At 71.3% G+C, this 15,941-nt stretch carries 16 protein-coding genes; 5 read left to right on the forward strand and 11 right to left on the reverse strand.

All coding sequences use genetic code 11. The annotated features are described in order from the left end of the window. Position 1 precedes the first annotated feature (1 nt). From ACIBKX_RS07460 to ACIBKX_RS07470, 3 genes are read left to right on the forward strand one after another with little or no spacing between them, the layout of a single operon-like run. Positions 2-1,528, forward strand: a complete 1,527-nt coding sequence (locus ACIBKX_RS07460; RefSeq protein ID WP_363270945.1) for a sugar ABC transporter ATP-binding protein — start codon at positions 2-4, stop codon at positions 1,526-1,528. Then, on the forward strand, positions 1,521-2,483 hold the full coding sequence (locus ACIBKX_RS07465; RefSeq protein WP_363270946.1) for an ABC transporter permease: 963 nt from the start codon (positions 1,521-1,523) through the stop codon (positions 2,481-2,483). The genes ACIBKX_RS07460 and ACIBKX_RS07465 overlap by 8 nt, the downstream gene beginning before the upstream one ends. Further along, positions 2,480-3,505 (forward strand): ABC transporter permease, encoded by a 1,026-nt coding sequence (locus ACIBKX_RS07470; RefSeq protein ID WP_399375677.1) that lies wholly within the window; start codon positions 2,480-2,482, stop codon positions 3,503-3,505. The genes ACIBKX_RS07465 and ACIBKX_RS07470 overlap by 4 nt, the downstream gene beginning before the upstream one ends. Before the next feature lie 16 nt (positions 3,506-3,521). On the opposite strand, the gene glgC is transcribed toward ACIBKX_RS07470, so the two are convergent. From glgC to ACIBKX_RS07490, 4 genes are read right to left on the reverse strand one after another with little or no spacing between them, the layout of a single operon-like run. Further along, positions 3,522-4,742 carry a glucose-1-phosphate adenylyltransferase gene (glgC, locus tag ACIBKX_RS07475; protein WP_363270947.1) on the reverse strand — a complete coding sequence of 407 codons (1,221 nt, stop codon included), beginning with the start codon at positions 4,740-4,742 and terminating at the stop codon, positions 3,522-3,524. A gap of 22 nt (positions 4,743-4,764) precedes the next feature. Continuing rightward, positions 4,765-5,931, reverse strand: coding sequence for a glycogen synthase (gene glgA / locus ACIBKX_RS07480; RefSeq protein WP_363270948.1), 1,167 nt, complete (start codon positions 5,929-5,931; stop codon positions 4,765-4,767). 52 nt (positions 5,932-5,983) lie between these two features. Next, on the reverse strand, positions 5,984-6,712 hold the full coding sequence (locus ACIBKX_RS07485; protein ID WP_363271170.1) for an IucA/IucC family C-terminal-domain containing protein: 729 nt from the start codon (positions 6,710-6,712) through the stop codon (positions 5,984-5,986). A gap of 34 nt (positions 6,713-6,746) precedes the next feature. Continuing rightward, complete coding sequence (locus ACIBKX_RS07490; protein ID WP_363270949.1) at positions 6,747-7,487, reverse strand: methyltransferase domain-containing protein; 741 nt, start codon at positions 7,485-7,487, stop codon at positions 6,747-6,749. 351 nt (positions 7,488-7,838) lie between these two features. Between ACIBKX_RS07490 and ACIBKX_RS07495 the strand changes: the two genes are divergently transcribed. Then, positions 7,839-8,960 carry a DMT family transporter gene (locus ACIBKX_RS07495; protein ID WP_363270950.1) on the forward strand — a complete coding sequence of 374 codons (1,122 nt, stop codon included), beginning with the start codon at positions 7,839-7,841 and terminating at the stop codon, positions 8,958-8,960. A gap of 93 nt (positions 8,961-9,053) precedes the next feature. Here ACIBKX_RS07495 and ACIBKX_RS07500 read toward each other — a convergent pair whose 3' ends face one another. Continuing rightward, positions 9,054-10,262 (reverse strand): transglycosylase family protein, encoded by a 1,209-nt coding sequence (locus ACIBKX_RS07500; protein WP_363270951.1) that lies wholly within the window; start codon positions 10,260-10,262, stop codon positions 9,054-9,056. 129 nt (positions 10,263-10,391) lie between these two features. Continuing rightward, complete coding sequence (locus tag ACIBKX_RS07505; protein ID WP_399375729.1) at positions 10,392-11,348, reverse strand: acetylxylan esterase; 957 nt, start codon at positions 11,346-11,348, stop codon at positions 10,392-10,394. Positions 11,349-11,462: 114 nt separating this feature from the next. Between ACIBKX_RS07505 and gndA the strand changes: the two genes are divergently transcribed. Continuing rightward, on the forward strand, positions 11,463-12,905 hold the full coding sequence (gene gndA / locus ACIBKX_RS07510; RefSeq protein ID WP_363270953.1) for an NADP-dependent phosphogluconate dehydrogenase: 1,443 nt from the start codon (positions 11,463-11,465) through the stop codon (positions 12,903-12,905). Between the two features lie 368 nt (positions 12,906-13,273). On the opposite strand, the gene ACIBKX_RS07515 is transcribed toward gndA, so the two are convergent. The 5 genes from ACIBKX_RS07515 to ACIBKX_RS07535 all read right to left on the reverse strand — a co-directional run bounded on the left by ACIBKX_RS07515 (position 13,274) and on the right by ACIBKX_RS07535 (position 15,864). Further along, positions 13,274-13,720 carry a nitroreductase family deazaflavin-dependent oxidoreductase gene (locus ACIBKX_RS07515; protein ID WP_363270954.1) on the reverse strand — a complete coding sequence of 149 codons (447 nt, stop codon included), beginning with the start codon at positions 13,718-13,720 and terminating at the stop codon, positions 13,274-13,276. 68 nt (positions 13,721-13,788) lie between these two features. Then, on the reverse strand, positions 13,789-14,448 hold the full coding sequence (locus tag ACIBKX_RS07520; RefSeq protein ID WP_363270955.1) for an arylsulfatase: 660 nt from the start codon (positions 14,446-14,448) through the stop codon (positions 13,789-13,791). Next, positions 14,442-14,789: a GNAT family N-acetyltransferase gene (locus tag ACIBKX_RS07525; RefSeq protein WP_363270956.1), complete on the reverse strand. Its 348-nt coding sequence runs from the start codon at positions 14,787-14,789 to the stop codon at positions 14,442-14,444. Before ACIBKX_RS07525 ends, ACIBKX_RS07520 begins: the two co-directional genes overlap by 7 nt. A 36-nt stretch (positions 14,790-14,825) precedes the next feature. Next, the gene (gene panD, locus ACIBKX_RS07530) at positions 14,826-15,245 is read right to left on the reverse strand and encodes an aspartate 1-decarboxylase (RefSeq protein ID WP_363270957.1); all 420 of its coding nucleotides are present in this window, start codon (positions 15,243-15,245) and stop codon (positions 14,826-14,828) included. Between the two features lie 100 nt (positions 15,246-15,345). Beyond that, complete coding sequence (locus ACIBKX_RS07535) at positions 15,346-15,864, reverse strand: hypothetical protein (protein ID WP_363270958.1); 519 nt, start codon at positions 15,862-15,864, stop codon at positions 15,346-15,348. Positions 15,865-15,941: the final 77 nt, after the last annotated feature.

Here is a 15,941-nt window from a genome sequence, read left to right on the forward strand (position 1 = left end):
TATGTCCGGCGTTCTCTCCGTCACCCGGCTCTCCAAGACGTTCCCGGGCGTACGCGCCCTGGACGCCGTCGACTTCACCGCGCGGGCGGGTGAGGTGCACGCCCTGATCGGCGAGAACGGCGCGGGCAAGTCGACACTGATCAAGGTCCTCACGGGCGTGTACGCGCCGGACGCGGGCGAACTGACGTACCAGAACCGGCAGATCGCCTTCTCCACCCCCCTCGAAGCACAGAACGCGGGGATCTCCACGATCTACCAGGAGGTCAATCTCGTCCCGCTGATGAGCGTGGCCCGCAACCTCTTCCTGGGCCGGGAGCCGCGCGGCCGGTTCGGCCTGATCGACTTCCGCCGGATGCACCGGGAGGCGGACGAGGCGCTGCGGCGGCTCGGCATCCGGGTCGACGTACGCCGCCCGCTGCGCGAACTCGGCGTCGGCACCCAGCAGATGGTGGCGCTCGCCCGGGCGGTCTCGGTCGACGCGCGGGTCGTCGTCATGGACGAACCCACGTCGTCGCTCGAACCCCGCGAGGTCCAGACGCTCTTCGGGGTGATCCGGATGCTGCGGGACCGCGGCATCGCGGTGATCTATGTGAGCCACCGCCTCGACGAGCTGTACGAGGTGTGCGACACGGTCACGGTGCTGCGGGACGGAAAGCTCGTGCATACGGGCCCCATCGCGGAGTTGGACCGCCTCCGCCTGGTGTCGCTGATGCTGGGCCGCGAGATCGGTGACGTACGCGAGGAGGGCATGACCAAATTCTCCGGGAGCCACGAGGCGGAGTCCCAACCCGTCCTCCAGGCACGGGATCTGATGGTCCGACACCAACTGCACGGCGTGTCCGTCGACATCCGGTCTGGTGAAGTCGTCGGCCTCGGCGGTCTGCTCGGCTCGGGCCGCAGCGAGACCGCGAAGGCCATCGCCGGTGCGCTGCCGCCCGACTCCGGGCAGGTGCTCGTCGCAGGCGCCCCGGTCCGCACCGGCTCGACGCCCGCGGCGATCCGGGCCGGGGTCAGTCTGCTGCCCGAGGACCGCAAGGCCGAGGGCATCGTCCCCGGCCTCTCGGTCCGGGAGAACATCGCGCTGGCCGCACTGCCGTCCCTGGCCCGCTTCGGCCTGGTGGACGAGGGCCGTATCGACGCGATCGTGGACACGTTCATGAAGCGGCTGCGCATCAAGGCATCGGGCCCCCACCAGAAGGTGGGCGAGCTGTCGGGCGGCAACCAGCAGAAGGTCCTGCTGGCCCGCTGGCTGGCGATGAACCCGAAGGTCCTGCTCCTCGACGAGCCCACCCGGGGCATCGACATCGGCGCGAAGGCCGAGGTCCAGAAGCTGATCGACGAACTGGCCGACGACGGGCTCGCGGTCCTCCTCATCTCCTCCGACTCCGAGGAGCTGATCGAGGGATCGGACCGGGTCGTCGTCCTGAAGGACGGCACAGTGATCGACGAGCTCAAAGGCCCCCGGGTGACGGAGGAAGCCCTCCTGCGCGCCATCGCCTCGACCCCGGCCGGAGGGACCCATGACTGAGCTGGCCCTGGGCCGATTCACCGCCGACCGCGACCGCGCGCTCCGGCTTCTGCAGACCTACGGCGTCTACCTGGGCGTGGCCGTCCTCCTCCTCGTCAACATCGCCTTCACTCCGCACTTCCTCTCCGCCGAGAACTTCCGCACCCAGGCCGTCCAGGTGGCGCCCGTCCTCATCGTCGCCCTGGGCATGGCACTCGCCATCGGCAGCGAGGGCGTGGACCTCTCCGTCGGCTCGGTGATGGCCCTGTCCACCTCCCTCCTCTCGCTCTATCTCGGGTACGGGATGTGGATCGCGCTGCTCGTCGCCGTCATCGGCGGAGCGGTGATCGGCGTCGCCAACGGCTCGCTCGTCGCGTTCGTCGGGGTCCAACCCATCGTCGCCACACTGGCGTTGATGGTCGCGGGCCGTGGTCTCGCCCTGGTGCTGCTCCCCCAGCTCAAGGACGTACGCGACCCGAACATGGCGTCACTCGGCTCCGGGGCGGTCCTCGGGATCCCCTATCTCGTGCTGATCGCGGCGGCGCTCGCGCTGCTCGTCGCGTTCGTCGTGCGGCGCACCACCTTCGGCCGGCAGCTCCTCGCCATCGGCGACAGCCGCCCGGCCGCCCGGCTCGCGGGTCTCCCCGTACGCCGCGTCCTGATTCTCGTGTACGTCTGCTCCGGCGCCCTCGCCGCGATCGCCGGCGTCCTCGCGACCGCCCGGCTCACGGCGAGCGACCCCACGTCGCTCGGCAATCTGATGGAGCTCTCGGCGATCACCGCGGTCGTCGTCGGCGGTACTCCGCTCAGCGGCGGGCGCGTGCGGATCGGCGGCACCGTCGCGGGCGCCGTACTGATCCAACTGCTCACCGCCACGCTCATCAAGCACGATCTGCCGCCCTCCTGGACGCAGATCGCCCAGGCCGTGGTGATCGTTCTCGCCGTCTACGCGGCACGGGAAAGGGGCAAGCGGTGACCGGCACCGTGATTTCCGAGGCGTCGCAGCCCGCCAAGAGCACCGACGACGAGCCGCCGGGCGCGAGCCGCTCCGAGCGGATCAGCGCCCTGGCGCAGCAGCACGGCGCGCTGGTCACGCTGGTCGTCGCCGTGATCGCGGCGTCCCTCAGCTTCGACACCTTCCTGACCGGCGACAACCTGGAGAACATGGCGGTCTCCTCCGCCTTCCTCGCCGTCGTCGCGCTCGGCATGACCTTCGTGATCGTGACGGGCGGCATCGACCTCTCGGTGGGCTCGCTGTTCGCGCTCGGCGGGGTGCTCGCGGCGTGGGGTTCGCGGTACGGGACGGCGGTGGCGCTGCTGCTTCCGCTGGCCGTGTGCGGGCTCATCGGCCTGGTCAACGGGCTGCTGATCGCCCGTTCGCGGCTCGCCCCGTTCATCGTGACGCTCGCGGCGATGCTGGGCGCGCGCGGCATCCTCCTGTCGATCACCGACGAGGGCTCGACGACGTACCTGGTCGACAAGGACTCGTTCTTCGCGACGCTCGGCCAGGGCAAGCTGCTCGGCGTCGGCGCGCCCGTCTGGATCACCCTGGTGCTCTTCGTGGCCGGCGCGGTGGTGCTGCGCCGCAGCCGTTTCGGCCAGTACGTGTACGCGGTGGGCGGCAACGAGGACGCCGCGGCGCTGATGGGCGCGCCCGTGGCCCGCACGAAGATCGCCGTGTACACGCTCTCCGGGCTCTGCGCGGGCCTTGCGGGCGCGCTCAACGCGGCCTGGCTGGTCTCGGGCGTCACCATCCTCGGCTCGGGCATGGAGCTGGAGGCGATCTCCGCGGTCGTCATCGGCGGCACACTGCTGACCGGCGGATTCGGCTTCATCAGCGGTTCGCTCGTCGGCGTACTCCTCCTGAAGGTGATCCAGAACGTCATCAACCAGATCGGCTCGCTGGACTCCGCCTACCAGCAGGTGGTCAGCGGGGCCTTCCTGGCGGTCGTCGTGGTCGCGCAGACGTGGCTGGGGCGCAGACGCCGGGTGCTGTAGGGGCGTGGTCCGGGGGCTACATCGGCACGACCTGTCCCTTGCCGAGGGCGATCACGCCGCTCTTCGACACCGTGTAGAGCTCCAGGTCCCGCTCGGGGTTGACGCCGATCGTCGCGCCGGGCGGGACGTCCACGTTCTTGTCGAGGACGGCACCCCGCACCACCGATCCCCTTCCCACGCGTACGTTGTCGTGCAGGACCGAGCCCTGGACGACGGCGCCCTCCTCGATGGTGACGCCGGGCGAGAGGACGGAGCGGGTGACCTGGCCGCGGATGACGCAGCCGGGGCTGACGATGGACTCGCTCGCGATGCCGCCCGCGCAGAACTTGGCCGGCGGCAGGCCGCCGGGATGGGTGTAGATGGGCCAGCGGCGGTTGTCCAGGTTGAAGACGGGCTGGTCCGAGATCAGGTCCATGTGCGCTTCGTAGTACGCGTCCAGGGTGCCGACGTCGCGCCAGTACCCGTGGTCGCGTGGGGTCTCGCCGGGGACGTGGTTGTCGTCGAAGTCGTACAGCTGGGCAAGTCCGCGTTCGGTGAGCATCGGCAGGATGGAGCCGCCCATGTCGTGCACCGAGTGCGCGTCCTCGGCGTCCTGCTGGAGCGCGTCGACGAGGGTCTTCGTGGTGAAGACGTAGTTGCCCATGGAGGCGAACACCTGGTGCGGGTTGCCGGGCAGTCCCGGAGGGTCGGTGGGCTTCTCCAGGAAGCGGTCGATCCGTGTGCCGTCCCGTGCGGGAGAGATGACGCCGAACGACGAGGCCTCCGAGCGCGGCACCCGGATCCCGGCGACGGTCACGCCCGCGCCGCTCTCGAAGTGCTGGTTCAGCATCTGCCGGGGGTCCATGCGGTAGACGTGGTCGGCGCCGAACACCGCGATGTAGTCGGGCTGTTCGTCGTGGACCAGGTTGAGCGACTGCAGGATCGCGTCCGCGCTGCCGGAGTACCAGCGCGGACCCAGGCGCTGCTGGGCGGGGACGGGTGTGACGTAGTTGCCGAGCAGGCTGGACATCCGCCAGGTCGTGGTCACATGGCGGTCCAGGGAGTGCGACTTGTACTGGGTGAGCACGCAGATCCGCAGGATGTCGCCGTTGACGAGGCTGGAGAGCACGAAGTCGACGAGGCGGTAGGTGCCGCCGAACGTGACCGCTGGTTTGGCCCGGTCCGCGGTGAGGGGCAGCAGCCGCTTGCCCTCACCACCCGCCAGGACGATTCCGAGCACCGAAGGTCCACCGCGCATCGCGCCGCCCCCTGACTTGGGATCACTTGGACTCGAGTAACTCCTCGTACACATCGGTGGTGCGCCGGGCGACCGCGGCCCAGCCGAACTCCGTCACGGCACGCTCGCGTCCCGCGGCGCCCATCTCGCTCGCCGTCCGCGGGTCGGCGACCAGGTGGTTCAGGGCGTGCCCGAGCCGTGCCTCGAAGGCCTCGGGCGCCCGCTCCCCGTACGGGACGAGGAGCCCGGTGGCGCCGTCGGTGACGACCTCCGGGATGCCACCGACGGCCGAGGCCACGACGGGCGTGCCGCAGGCCATCGCCTCCAGGTTGACGATGCCGAGCGGCTCGTACACCGAAGGGCAGACGAACACCCGTGCGTGGGTGAGGAGTTGGACGATCTGACGACGCGGCAGCATCTCCGGGATCCAGTGGACTCCACCGCGCGAGCGGCTCAACTCCTCGAAGAGGGTGCGGAACTCGGCGTCGATCTCCGGGGTGTCGGGGGCTCCGGCGCACAGGACGAGCTGGGCCGCCGGGTCCAGGTTCAGTGCGGCCCGCAGGAGATGGGGCACGCCCTTCTGCCGGGTGATGCGGCCGACGAACAGGACGTAGGGCCGCTTCGGGTCGATGCCGAGGCTCTCCAGGACGTCCGTGCCGGGGTCGGGGCGGTACAGGTCGGTGTCGATGCCGTTGTGGACGACGCGCACCTTCGCCGGGTCGACCGCCGGGTAGCAGCCGAGGATGTCGGCGCGCATGCCGCGCGACACGGCGATCACGGCGTCCGCGGACTCGACGGCCGTGCGCTCGGCCCAGCTCGACAGGGCGTAGCCGCCACCCAGTTGCTCGGCCTTCCAGGGCCGCAGGGGTTCCAGCGAGTGCGAGGTCATGACGTGCGGGACGCCGTGCAGCAGCTTGCCGACGTGGCCCGCGAGATTGGCGTACCAGGTATGGGAGTGGACGAGGTCGCAGCCGGTGAGCGCGGCCGCCATGGAGAGGTCCACGGAGAGGGTGCGCAGGGCGTCGTTGGCGCCGTCGAGCGCGTCCCAGGCCTGATGGCGGACGAGTCCGTCGGCGGCCCCCCGCTCTCCCCAGCAGTGCACGTCGACGTCCACCAGGGAACGTAACTCCCGTGCGAGGAACTCGACATGGACGCCGGCGCCGCCGTACACGTCCGGCGGGTACTCCCGGGTGAGCAGTCCCACTCGCACGCAGAACCCTCCGTCCGTCCGCCCTCGCCGTCGGCCGTTCGCTCCCTCATGGTCACCCAGAAGCGCCCGGCGGGGAAGAGTCCCGCACCGACCTCTGGGGCGGCCGTTCGAAGCAGCAGTCGCCGCACAGGCCGCCGTTCGGGCAGCGGTAGTAGAGGCAGCAGCTGCGGCGCCGGAAGGCCGTGCCGTCGAGGGTTCCGGTGCCGCGCAGGTCGGGGTGGTCGAAGAGGTCGATGGCCAGGGCCCGTGCGCGCTCCCCCGCGTCCGGGCGGCCCGTGCGCCGCGCCCAGGAGTCCAGTTCGCGTGCCGCGCCGGCGAGCGCGGAGCCCGCGTTGCCCCACAGGAGGCGCGGGGAGATGCGGTACCGGGCGCGCAAGGCGTCGGCCAGCGGCGCCAGATGGCCGAGTTGCACGACATCCCTGACGGCGGCGGCGTCGGCGGGGCGCGTCGTGAGGTCCGTCAGCCACAGGTCGTCGGGCGAGCTGCCGTCCGCGTCCCAGTGCAGCCGCGCCGGGTCGAGGCCGGGCACCGCTCCGTGCAGCACGGCCGCGCCCAGCGCCACCGACCACAACCTCGCGGCGAGCCCCAACTGCGCCACGGACACGGCCACGCGCTCGTCGGGCGCGGCGAGCCGTGCGCCGACCTTGGCGACGCGGAACGCGAGGGGGCCGCTGTCACCCGCGTACACCCGTGCCAGCGATGTCATCTGGGGTCCGGTCGGCGGCTGCTCGGTGCGCAGGGCGAAGAATCCGCCGACGGAGGCGAGTTCGGCCGGGTCGATGTGGTGTTTCACGAGAGCAGAGCCTAGGCGGACCTCAGGCGGCCCGGCGGAACAGCGCCGTCCACAGGAAGGGCTCGCCGAAGTGCGGGGACTGAGGGGGCTCGTCACGCATGCGGCGCAGTTCGACCTCCGTGAAGTCGGAGAAGATCCAGCGCAGCGACTCCGGTGTGTAGGCGAGTCCGCCCTGGAGGCCACAGGCGCGGTAGAAGTCGGCGTCGGGCAGCTCGGAGCCCGTGCCGTCGGCTCCGGCGGCGAAGCAGGTGAGGGCGAGGTGGCCGCCGGGCGCGAGGGCGCGGTCGACCAGCGCGAGATAGCTGACGCGGCGGTGCGGCGGCAGGTGGTGGAAGCAGCCCGAGTCGTGGATCAGGTCGTAGGGACCGCCGAGTTCGTCCGCCGCGGGACCGAAGGCGTCGCCGCAGTGGAACCGGATGTCCGCCCCGGCAGCATGGGCCCGCTCCTCGGCCCAGGCGACGGCGGTCGGGGAGAGGTCGACACCGTCCACCCGGAAGCCTCGGGAGGCGAGATGGAGGGCGTTGCGGCCCGGTCCGCAGCCCAGGTCGAGGGCCCGGCCCCGAGGCTCGATCAAGCCCCGGTCGAGGTACGAGACAAGGTTCTCGTCGGGCTTCGCCACGAAGAACGGAATCTCGCGGGAGCGGTCTTCGTAGAAGCCGTCCCACCAGTCGGCGGCGCCGGCGGTCCAGCGGTCGGCTCCCGGCGCGAACAGGCCGTCGAGGAGAAGCATGACGTCGTCGACCGTGCGTATGTTCCGGTGCATCCGGACCCCTTTCCGTGTACCGGAATCCTATCTGCGGGATAGGTGAAATCCCAGGTCAGAGGTACTGTGGATGTCAGGTCGGCGGTACTTCCAGAGGGCGCCGCGAGGGCGTTCTCAAGATCGTCGGCGAAAGAATTTCCGAGATTCTGGATGATCCACCGAACCCAGGCGTAACCCACCCGTGGGAGGACATTCGCCGGGTCGTACTCCATCGGCAGTAGGACCCAATGCCTGCTGAGGTACGACGACGTGGAGCCGAATCCGCGAGATCGTAGTGACTATGGAAGCCGACCGTTCGCCGCAGCGGACGCCCCGGGCCCACGGGACGCGTCGTACGTCGTGGAGCACCTCATGAGTGCCCTCACGGTGGCCGTGCTGCTCTCCCTCGTCTCCGCCGTCGCCTACGCGGGCGGGGCGATCCTCCAGGAGCGCGTCGCGGACACCACGCCGGAGCGGCGGTACGCACCGCTGCGCCGCGGCATGTGGTGGGTCGCGATCGCGCTGAACGGCCTCGGCGCGGTGCTGCACGTGGTGGCGCTCGCCTACGGGCCGCTCAGTGTCGTGCAGCCCCTTGGCGCGCTGACCATCGTCTTCGCGCTGCCGATGGCCGCGATCTTCGTACGCCGCAAGGCCGGCGCCACCGCCTGGCGCGGGGCGATCATGGCGACCGTGGGCCTCGCGGGTCTGCTGTCGCTGACCCGGTCCACGGAGTCGCAGTCCCTCGACGGCGGCGAGCGGGTCATGGTGGCGCTCGTGACCGGTGGCGCGGTAGTCGCTCTGATGGTGCTCGCGCACGCCGTGCACCGGCATCCGGTGGTGCGCAGTGTGCTGCTCGCGGGAGCGGCGGGCGTGGCCTTCGGCATCGCCTCCGTGTTCACCAAGACCGTCGCCGTGGACTGGGCGGACCACGAGCCGCTGACGCGCCAGGTGCCGACCCTCGCCGTGATCGCCGTCCTCGCCTGCGCCGGCGTGCTGATCTCGCAGGCCTCGTACCGCGGTGCGGGGCTCGCGGCGCCGCTGTCGACGGTGACGGTGGTCAACCCGGTCGTGGCGGCCGCGGTGGGCCTCACGCTCTTCGGTGAATCGTTCCGCTACGGCAGCACCGGTACCGCCGTCGCGCTCGGCTTCGGAGTGGTGGCCGCGGGAGGTCTGATCCTGCTGACCACGGAGCGGATCGGCGCGGAGAGCCGCAGGACGCCGACGGCGAGCGTGCCGGTGGCCCAGGGCGGGCCTGTCGGCGGGGCCGTCGGGGCGGCGGAGGTCCTGGCGGCGGCCGGGGAGGCCCGGGAGCCCGCCGAGGACGCTCTCAAGCCGTCCGGCGACGCCGAGAAGCCCGCCAGGGACGCCCCGGAGCTCGCCGGCGACGCGCGGCCGCGCGAACTGCCCGCCGTGCCCTCGCAGCCGGTGACCGGGACGCACCGGCGGGTGCTGTTCCGCCACACCAGGCATCCCCGCGAACGCATCGGCTCCTGAATCCCTGCTTCTTGAGACCGCACCATCACGTGACGAAGCCCCCTGATTCTCAGGGGGCTTCGTCACGTCCGGTGCCGCTCGGGCACGGCCGCGTCAGATCCGTACGCCGCCCGCGCGCAGATAGGCGAGCGGATCGACGTCCGAGCCGAAGCCGGGCCCCGTCCGCACCTCGAAGTGCAGATGGGGGCCCGTGCTGTTGCCGGTGGATCCCGAGCGGGCTATGCGCTGTCCCGCGCCGACCTTCTGCCCGGCCTTCACGGTGAGCGCCGAGAGATGGCCGTACTGGGAGTACTTGCCGTCGGTGTGCCGGATCACCACTTCGTAGCCGTACGAGCCGCCCCAGCCGGCGGAGACGACCGTGCCCGCCGCGACGGACTTCACGGAGGTGCCGGTGGCCACCGGGAAGTCGACTCCGGTGTGGTAGCCCTTCGACCAGGAGCCGCCCGCCGCGCGGTAGGGCGTGCTGGGCGAGGCGGCCACCGGGGCGGAGAAGCCCCGGGACACCTGCGCGGGCTTCGCCTTGCGGGGCTCGGCCTTGGGCTTCTGCTTGGGCTCGGCCTTCTGCTTCGGCTCGGGCTTCGGCTCTGCCCTGGGCTTCGGCTCCGTCCTGTGCCCGGCCGCCGGCTTGCCCGCCCGCTCCTTCGACGCCCGCAGCGCCAGCTTCTGCCCCGGCGTGATGAGGTCGGGGTCGGCGCCGATGGCCTCGCGGTTGGTGTCGTACAGCTGCCGCCAACCGCCGTCGACGCGGCGCTCGTCGGCGATCCCGGAGAGCGTGTCTCCGCGTACGACGGTGTACATCTGGCCGCGGCCCGCGGTGGACTGCGGTGTCACCTCGGGCTTGACGTCCTTGACCTGCCGCTGGGGCGCCTTCGGGGCCTTGTCGGTCCTGGGCCCGCTCATCGGCGTGATGTCCGGCGCGTCACCGCCCCGCGTCAGCCCCGCCCGCTGCGAACAGACCGGCCAGGCCTGGGGTCCCTGCGCCTCCAGGACCTTCTCGGCGACGGCGATCTGCTGGTCCTTGGTGGCACGGTCGGCGCGCGGGGCGTAGGCCGTTCCGCCGTACGCCTCCCAGGTGGACTGCTTGAACTGCAGTCCTCCGTAGTAGCCGTTGCCGGTGTTGATGCTCCAGTTGTTGGTGGACTCGCAGGCCGCGACCTTGTTCCAGGTGTCGACGCCGGCCGCGTCGGCCGTGCCGGTGCCGATCAGCGGAAGCGCCATCCCCGCGCCGCCCGCCGTGACGGTCAGCGACGCTCGGTTGATCCGGTTCGGCTGATACCGGCGGTGCCGGCCGCGTACGGCCATGAGAGCCCCCTCGGACACACACATCACAGTCAGGTCGGATTGGTCACGTCAGACACACGACAAGGCGGCAAGGTAGCCGCTCCGACCGAACCATGACAAGGGTGCGCGGGCGAGGGGGCCCGGAACCGGTCAGCGCTTCAAGTGGTCCGCGAGCCAGCGGAGTTGGACGCCCTCATGGTGCGTGCCACCGCCCTCGTGGTCGTTGAAGGGGTACACCTCCATCGAACGCTCGGTCCCCGCCCAGGAGTTGTGCGCAGCGAACACCGTGGACGGCGGACACGTGAGGTCCTCCAGGGCCGCGGAGAACAGCGCGGGCGCGCTGCCGCGTGCCGCGAAGTGCACGCCGTCGAAGTAGGAGAGCGTCCGGAAGACGCGCTCTTCGGAGCCGCGCCGCGCCTTCATGTAGAGGGCGATCTCTCTGTACGGCGGGCGGTCGGTGAGGGTCGTCGCGCGGCGGAAGTCGCACAGGAACGGCACGTCGGGCGCGATCGCCGCCAGGTCGGGGACGAGTCCGCCGACGGCGAGCGTGATCCCGCCGCCCTGGCTGACGCCGAGCGCCGCCACGCGGGACGCGTCCACCAGCGGATGCGAGCGGGCCGCCTCGACCGCCCGTACGCCGTCGGTGAAGAGCCGCCGGTAGTAGTACGCGTGCGGGTCCTCGATGCCGCGCGTCATGGAGCCGGGGTACGCGGGCCCGCTGCCGACCGGGTCCGCGGTGTCGCCCGTCGAACCACCGCTGCCCTGCCCCCGGGTGTCCATCACGAAGTGCGCGTAGCCCGCCGCCGACCACAGCAGCCGCTGGTGCGGCAGGCCGCGTCCGCCGCCGTACCCGATGAACTCGACGACGGCGGGCAGCGGTTCACGGGTGCCCGCGGGCAGGATCAGCCAGCCCTTGACCGGGTGGCCGCCGAACCCGGCGAACGTCACGTCCAGGACGTCGACCGTGCTCAGCGGGGTGTCGACGGCTTCGAAGCGTGCGTCCAGCTCGTGCTCGCGGGCGGCGGAAAGGGTCTTCTCCCAGAACGCGTCGAAGTCCTCGGGCTCCATCGGGGCGGGCCGGTAGCTGCGGAGTTCCTCCAGCGACATGTCGAAATGGGGCACGGGCGGCTCCTTCGTCGGACACAGTGTCGGAAAGTCACGCTACGCCGCGGGGCGATACTGGCGAACACCACCGGCACATCCACCCTCAGGAGCCACGGCATGAGCAGCACGTCAGCCCAGATCGGTGTCACGGGCCTCGCGGTCATGGGCCGCAATCTGGCCCGCAACTTCGCCCGCAACGGCTATACGGTCGCCCTCCACAACCGCACCCCGGCCAAGACCCGCGCCCTGGTCGACGAGTTCGGCGACGAGGGCGACTTCATCCCGGCCGAGACCGCGAAGGAGTTCGTCGCCGCGCTCGAACGCCCGCGCCGCCTCGTCGTGATGGTGAAGGCGGGCGAGGCCACGGACGCGGTGATCCAGGAGTTCGCCCCGCTCCTCGAACCGGGCGACATGATCGTCGACGGCGGAAACGCGCACTTCGCGGACACCCGGCGCCGCGAGCGCGAACTGCGCGAGCAGGGCATCCACTTCGTCGGCACGGGCGTATCGGGCGGCGAGGAGGGCGCGCTGCTCGGCCCGAGCATCATGCCGGGCGGCTCCGAGGAGTCGTACGCCGCGCTCGGCCCGATGCTGGAGAAGATCTCCGCGAAGGCCGAGGACGGCGCTCCGTGCGTCACCCATGTCGGTCCGGACGGCGCGGGCCACTTCGTGAAGATGGTGCACAACGGCATCGAGTACGCCGACATGCAGCTGATCGCCGAGGCGTACCAGCTGCTGCGTGACGTGGCGGGCTACTCCCCCGCGCAGATCGCGGACATCTTCCGCACCTGGAACACCGGCCGGCTCGACTCGTATCTGATCGAGATCACGGCGGAGGTGCTCAGCCATGTCGACGCGGCGACGGGCAAGCCGTTCGTGGACGTGGTGCAGGACAGGGCCGAGCAGAAGGGCACGGGCCGCTGGACCGTGCAGATCGCCCTCGACCTGGGCGTGCCGGTGTCGGGCATCGCCGAGGCGGTGTTCGCCCGCTCGCTCTCGGGCCACACGGAACTGCGGGACGCCTCAAGGGAGTTGGCGGGCCCCACGGCCCGGCCGCTCGGCGAGGCGGAGGCCCGCGCGTTCGCCGACCAGGTCGAGCAGGCGCTGTACGCCTCGAAGATCGTGTCGTACACGCAGGGCTTCCACGAGATCGCGGCGGGCAGCGCGGAGTACGGCTGGGACATCGACCTGGGCGCCGTCTCCGCGATCTGGCGCGGCGGCTGCATCATCCGGGCCGCGTTCCTGGACCGTATCCGCGCCGCCTACGACGCCCGTCCCGACCTGCCGAGCCTGCTCTCGGACAAGACGTTCGCCGAGGAGATCGGCGCGGCGCAGGACGACTGGCGCGCGGTCCTGGTCGCCGCGACCCGGCAGGGCGTGCCGACGCCGGGCTTCTCGGCGGCCCTCGCGTACTACGACGCGCTGCGCGCGGACCGGCTGCCCGCGGCGCTCACGCAGGGGCAGCGGGACTTCTTCGGGGCGCACACGTATCGGCGTACGGACCGGGAGGGGTCGTTCCACACGCTGTGGGGCGGGGACCGCTCTGAGGTCGAGGCCTAGGAGATAGCGCCGGGCCTCACGGGACCGGTTTCGGCTCCGGCTCCGGTCCCGGTGGCTGCGGGACCGGGGACGGAGGCGGCTCCGGCACGGGGGCCGGTTCGGGGCGCGGCACCGGGTCGGGGACCGGGATGGGCCGATTGGGGTCCGGGACCGGGATCGGCCCGTTCGGGTCCGGGAACGGCGAGGGTGGCGCGGGGTCGGGGTACGGGTGGGTCATGGGGTCCTCCTGTGGGGTACGGAGGTCGGACGTGTCCACTCTCTCCCGCCTCGCGTGCCCACGCCCGCCGAGTCCACGCGTCCCCGCGCCGATCTGTCCCGCTGTCAGCCTCCGATACGTCCCCGCCGTCAGCCTTCCATCCGTCCCGCTGTCAGCCTCCGGTGCGGCTGAGCCGTACGACGGGAATGTCCCGCTCGGTCTTCTCCTGATACTCCGCATAGTTGGGGAACAGCTCGACGAGCCCCGGCCAGACCCGCGCCTTCTCCTCGACGGAGAGCGTCTCGGCGCGGGCCCCGAACCGTGCCTCGGTGCCGACGCGGAGCCGTACGTCGGGCTCGTCGACCAGGTTGCGGTACCACAGGGGGTGCTCGTCGGCGCCTCCGTTGGACGCCACGATCAGGTAGTCGTCGCCGTCACGGCCGTAGATGAGGACGGTGCGGCGCAGCTTTCCGGTGCGCCGGCCGCGGTAGTCCATCAGCAGACAGGGCACGCCCACGACTCCGGTGCCCTTGGTGCCGCCGGACTCCTCGTAGATCCTGGCCTGCTTGGCCACCCAGCCGGTCGGGCTGATCACGGGCTCTTCGTCCTGCTGCGCCATGTCCGCTCCCGCTCTCTGTCGACTTCGGGTACGCGGAAGGTGAGCACTCGCTCACCCCCGCGATCACCCTACGACGCGTCGCCCGCCCCGCACCGGAGAACGGCGGCGCTCAGTCCGGAACGCGGGCTCGACATGACGGGAACGCTGGTCCTGACCCGCCCGGCCACGTCCGCGAGAGAGGCCTGAGCCAGCAGAACGGCGTCGACACCCTCCAACGCCTCGACCGCCTCCGCGACCATCCCGACGTACCCCTCCAGGTCCCCGGCCTCGAACCGCTCCCAGGCGCCCTCGACCACAAGGGTGGTGACGTCGACGGGGCGCCCGGCGCGGGCCGCCTCCTCCTCGACGAGGGCGACCGTCGGCTCCAGGGTGCTGTGCACACTGGCGACGACCGCGACGGACCGCCCGGCGGCGACGGCGGCCGCCATGGGCCGGTCGACCCGCAGGACCGGCACGCCGACGGCGTCGGCGGTGGCTTCGGCGACCCCTCCGATGGTCGAACAGGTACAGAGCACGGCGCCGGCCCCGTCGGCGACGGCGCCTTCAATGATGTCCCTGACCTGCGCGGCGACCGACTGCGGCCCGGCGGTACGGGCGGTCGCGAGCAGTTCCTCGTACACGAGATGCCGCAGCGGGACCCCCGGATGGTCCTCGTCCCGCAGTCCGTCGAAGACGGGGACGTGCACGGGAGAGGTGTGCAGCAGCGCGAGCGGCACGGCGGTCACCACGCCGCCGGGTCGGCCTTGACCTTGGCGAGCGCGGCCTGCACGAGGGCGCCGGAGGGGACGGGTGCCTCGTCCGGGTGCCGCTCGGCCCACTTCACGACGTACGGACAGAGCGGCGCGACGGTGATGCCTTCCCGCGCCGCCATCGCGTACAGCTCCCTGGCCAGCGCTCCCGCGATGCCCTCGCCCTCGTGCGCGGGCACCACTTCGGTGTGCACGGGCACCAGGGCGGACTCGGGCTCGTCGAGCGTGAAGTAGACGATCTGGCCGACGACTTCACCGCCCGCGTGGGCCTCCAGGACACCGCGCGCCCGGTCGTCACGGATCTCGGTCGCACCACTCATCGGCTCTCCTGGAGGTCTTCGCGGGAGCTCTCGCCCTCACACCGCCTGCGGACTGCGCTCCATGTCATCGGCACCGGGAACCGGCGCGGCCGCGTCGTCGCCGAGGGCCACGATGCGGTTGTCCGCACCGTCGACATGCACGACCCTGGGCCGCAGCGCACGCGCCTCGGCGTCGTCGACCTGGGCGTAGCTGATGATGATCACCCTATCCCCGGGGTGCACCAGGTGCGCGGCCGCGCCATTGATCCCGATGACGCCGCTGCCACGCTCGCCCTCGATGGTGTACGTCTCAAGACGGGCGCCGTTGGTGATGTCGACGATGTGCACGAGCTCACCCGGCAGCAGATCGGCGGCGTCGAGAAGGTCGGCGTCGATGGTGACGGATCCGACGTAGTGCAGGTCGGCCTGGGTCACGGTGGCGCGGTGGATCTTGGACTTGAACATGGTGCGCAGCATGTTGAACTCCTGAGAGACGGCTCCCTGCCTGCTTTCTGCAGGTCAAGGGCGTTCTTCACCATACACCGGGGCGCATGCGGCAACCTGTCCAGGAAAGCGATCAGTCGACCGTCGGCTCATCGGTGGGGACCGGTGCGGGCAGCTCGCCCGAGCAGGTGGCGCGGCCATAGCCGCCGGAGGCGGTGGCGCTCTGCACGTGTTTGCCGCGCACGGCGAGGGCGCACCGGACCTGGCCGCCCTTCTTGTCGAGGACGATGTTCACCGAGGGCGCCTTGCCGAGCGGGACCTGGACCGTCTTCTTCCACGGCAGCCGGACGTTCTTGGCGATGGTGGCCCGGCCCTCCTCGCTGCGCGCCAGATAGCTGACCTCGACGTTGCCCTCCCCGCTGAGCTCGTACGTGACGGAGGCGGTCGGAACCCGCCGCTTCGCGGGCTCGTCCTCGGTGTCGAGGACACCGAGGACGACCAGGCCCAGACAGGCTGCCAGCACGGCGCCGCCCGCGATGTAGGCGCGGCGGTCGCCACCGCGGAGCTTCTCGGCGGCCGTACCCGCTGCGCTTTCCGGTGTCTCGTCGACCGGCTCCGGACCGCTCGTTTCCTTTGTCTCGCTCGCTGGCATGGGGCCTGGCTTTCGTCGGGCGCGCAATTTCCGCGCGAAACCTCTTTTGGAGAGCCGGGTGGTTATACCGCATGGGG

This window comes from Streptomyces sp. NPDC050658 (assembly GCF_044457025.1).
GTDB lineage: Bacteria > Actinomycetota > Actinomycetes > Streptomycetales > Streptomycetaceae > Streptomyces.